This window comes from Microcoleus sp. S13_C5 (assembly GCF_036700845.1).
In the GTDB taxonomy this organism is placed as follows: domain Bacteria; phylum Cyanobacteriota; class Cyanobacteriia; order Cyanobacteriales; family Microcoleaceae; genus Microcoleus.
In genome coordinates, this window is the sequence record NZ_JAUBPR010000239.1 from 1 (window position 1) to 3,252 (window position 3,252).

Genomic DNA, 3,252 nt, shown 5'->3' on the forward strand with positions numbered 1-3,252 from the left:
TTTGATAATTTTCGAGAACGGGTATTAGCTTGCTTCTCTAATTAGATAAAAATATCACCGTAAGTTCTGGAGAACCTCAAATTCTCTCATTCTCTCCTCTGTTAAATCTCTTTCTCTGTGTTCTCTGCGCCCTCTGCGGTTCATTAAAACAAAATCTCGTCCATAATAATCGATACCAAATTTGTGAACTTCTCTGATTCTCTCTTCTGAGCTCTCAATTCTCTTTCTCTGTCCCCTCTGCGCCCTATGCGGTTCATTAAAACAAAATCTTGTTCACAAACGAAATAGAATTGCCCTGGCTGCCGTTAAAAATAAAAAAACAAGACTTTTCCCGCCAAATGCTGAGGCAAAAGACGACTCAGGCTAATATTGATGTTAACCTGTCCCTACCCGAGATCAAACTGTCCCATGACACCCGATGCCTCTCCCGGAGCCGCTGCTGCCGCCCCTCAATCAACACCCGAAGTCAGCTTAGAGTTGCAAGTCCGACTCAAGACAGAAGATGGACAGCTACTGTTGCTACTCCCCCCAGAAACCAATAGCGAACCCGCAACAGCCTCCGCCTCGACTTGGACTGAACTTTGGCAGCAGCTAAAAGTCAGGCTGAACGCAGGAGAACGCTTTTGGCAGCCAAACGCAGAAGTACAATTGATGGGGAACGATCGACTTTTAGATATCCGCCAACTGCAAGAAATCGCTGATGCCCTCTCCGAAGTGGAACTGCAACTCAAACGAGTCCACACCAACCGCCGCCAAACCGCCGTTGCCGCAGCTACAGCAGGCTATTGTGTAGAACAGCAGCCTCCGGTTTCTTCCCTGAATAAAGCCACCGCCCAAAAACCTCAATCGCTGGCGGAACCTTTATATTTGCAGATGACAGTGCGATCGGGCGTAGAAATTCGCCATCCGGGCACCGTCGTACTTTTGGGAGACGTAAATCCCGGCGGCTCAGTCATCGCCGGAGGCGATATCCTAGTTTGGGGCCGTTTGCGGGGAGTCGTGCACGCCGGTGCCGGTGGCAACACCAAAAGTGTGATTATGACCTTGCAGATGGAACCGATGGTGATTAGGATTGCTAAGTATGTTGCCAGAGGCCCAGAAACCTCACCCGCTCAGTTTTTCCCGGAAGTCGCCTATGTGACGCCTCAAGGGATTCGGATCGGTAGAGCCTCTGATTTTGACAAATCGCAGTTAGTCGGGGGTAATGAGTAATCGATAATTGGTAATTGGTAATGGGTAATTAGGAATTAGTAATGAGTAATTGGTAATACTATTTATCTTGAAGCCTGCACTTGATAATTTTTGCCTAGGCTAAATCAGTCACTAAAAGACAATTTAAAATTTAAGTGCAAATTCATAGAGAATTAGTAAAACAATGAGATTTGTGAGTTTATGAAGTAGGGACAAAGGCTTTCGCCCTGTCCTTACGGCGGGGATAGATCGATCAGCGGGTGTCCTTGATAAACGTGGAATATGCTGTAATTCACTGAATAACAGATTGCGACCAAATTACCAAAGAATAATTGCTCATGATCAACCAAGAATAAGATCAATTACCCATTACCAATTACCAATTACCCATTACCCATTACTAATTCCCAATCACCAATTCCCAATAAATCTAAAATCGCTTATGGCTCGCATTATTGTTGTTACATCAGGGAAAGGCGGGGTAGGAAAAACCACCTCCACAGCCAATCTTGGCATGGCTTTAGCTAAGCGGGGGCGCAACGTTGCCGTAATAGATGCCGATTTCGGCCTCAGAAATTTAGACTTGCTGCTGGGCTTAGAAAATCGGATTGTTTACACGGCATTAGAAGTTCTCGCTGGAGAGTGCCGATTAGAGCAAGCTTTGGTGAAAGATAAGCGGCAGCCGCGCTTGGTGCTGTTGCCGGCTGCCCAAACTCGGATGAAAGATGCCATCAGCGCCGAGCAAATGAAGCAGCTTGTGGGGATGTTGGGAGCAAAATACGACTATATTTTGATCGACTCTCCTGCTGGAATTGAACAAGGTTTTCAAAATGCGATCGCGCCGGCTCAAGAAGGGATAATTGTCACCACTCCCGAAATCGCTGCTGTCCGCGATGCCGATCGAGTCATCGGGCTGCTGGAAGCCAACAACGTCAAGAAAATCAACCTGATCGTCAACCGGATCAGACCCGCAATGGTGCTGGCAAATGATATGATGTCGGTGCAAGACGTGCGGGAAATCCTCGCCATTTCGCTGTTAGGCGTCGTTCCCGACGACGAGCGCGTCATCGTTTCCACCAACCGAGGAGAACCATTAGTATTGTCGGAAACGGCCTCTTTAGCTGGAACTGCCTTCGACAATATTGCCCGCCGCTTAGAAGGCGAAAAAGTTGATTTTCTAGATCTCAATCCCCGTCCCGAAAACTTCTTTACTCGCCTCCGCAAGTTCTTAAATACTAAAATTATGTGATGTGCTCATTGGCGATCTATCTTTAACAGCAGCGACCGCATCACAAAAACTAGCCCAAATTTTCCCCCAGTGACACCAGTTCCCAAAAATAATGCAACTGTAGAGCAGCTCCCAACCTGACGGGAATCACTGATTCCCCAATCGAAAATCGAAAATCGAAAATCGAAAATGGTATGACCTTTTCTATGCCTAACCCTTGACAAACCAGCCTGACCCATGATACACACACTTCTCGAACGACTTTTCCCGCGCACCCCTGACAACAGCCGCGACGAGGTAAAACGGCGCCTCAAACTGGTTCTAGCCCACGATCGCTCTGAACTCAGCCCAGAAATGGTTGAGTCGATGCGCCGAGAAATTCTAGAGGTGGTGTCTCGCTACGTGGAAATCGATACCACCGGGTCTGAGTTCTCGCTGGAGAGCGACCAGCGAGCCACAGCACTAATTGCAAATCTCCCGATCCGGCGCGTCAGGCTGGAACATCCACCGGAGAATTTGCCCCAGAATTTGCCCCCAAATAGATCCGAAAATCGACCAGAATATGTACCGGAGTATGTAGTCGAAACTCTCCCCGACATTAGAGATTAACAGGGGTGCATTTTCGCCTTGGTAAAAATATTTTTTTTATTTGATTGCGATCTCGCAAGCGATCGCGAGTTTTGTCCAAGCGAGTTCTTGAAGATCGCTACAAAAACAAAACTGAGATGCTCCCTCAAAAACTCTTCTCGTTGATATACAACCCACATTCCGCAGATATTCAAGCAGAAGGAAAGGAAGATAGATTCGGAAACACAAAACTCCCAAACGATTGC

3 protein-coding genes are annotated in these 3,252 nt (G+C 47.3%); all 3 read left to right on the forward strand.

Features of this window, described 5'->3' with window-relative positions; genetic code table 11:
• Positions 1 to 408 precede the first annotated feature (408 nt).
• Positions 409 to 1,212, forward strand: coding sequence for a septum site-determining protein MinC (minC, locus tag QUA04_RS29090; RefSeq protein WP_333264120.1), 804 nt, complete (start codon positions 409 to 411; stop codon positions 1,210 to 1,212).
• Between the two features lie 421 nt (positions 1,213 to 1,633).
• Entirely contained in the window at positions 1,634 to 2,440 is an 807-nt protein-coding gene (gene minD / locus QUA04_RS29095; protein ID WP_333178052.1) for a septum site-determining protein MinD, read from the forward strand.
• A gap of 216 nt (positions 2,441 to 2,656) precedes the next feature.
• The gene (gene minE, locus QUA04_RS29100; protein ID WP_333264123.1) at positions 2,657 to 3,028 is read left to right on the forward strand and encodes a cell division topological specificity factor MinE; all 372 of its coding nucleotides are present in this window, start codon (positions 2,657 to 2,659) and stop codon (positions 3,026 to 3,028) included.
• Positions 3,029 to 3,252 lie beyond the last annotated feature (224 nt).

Bases quoted from the DNA above. Each gene is read 5' to 3' on its own strand.
- minC (WP_333264120.1), top strand. From the start codon at position 409: ATGACACCCGATGCCTCTCCCGGAGCCGCTGCTGCCGCCCCTCAATCA.
- minD (WP_333178052.1), top strand. From the start codon at position 1,634: ATGGCTCGCATTATTGTTGTTACATCAGGGAAAGGCGGGGTAGGAAAA.
- minE (WP_333264123.1), top strand. From the start codon at position 2,657: ATGATACACACACTTCTCGAACGACTTTTCCCGCGCACCCCTGACAAC.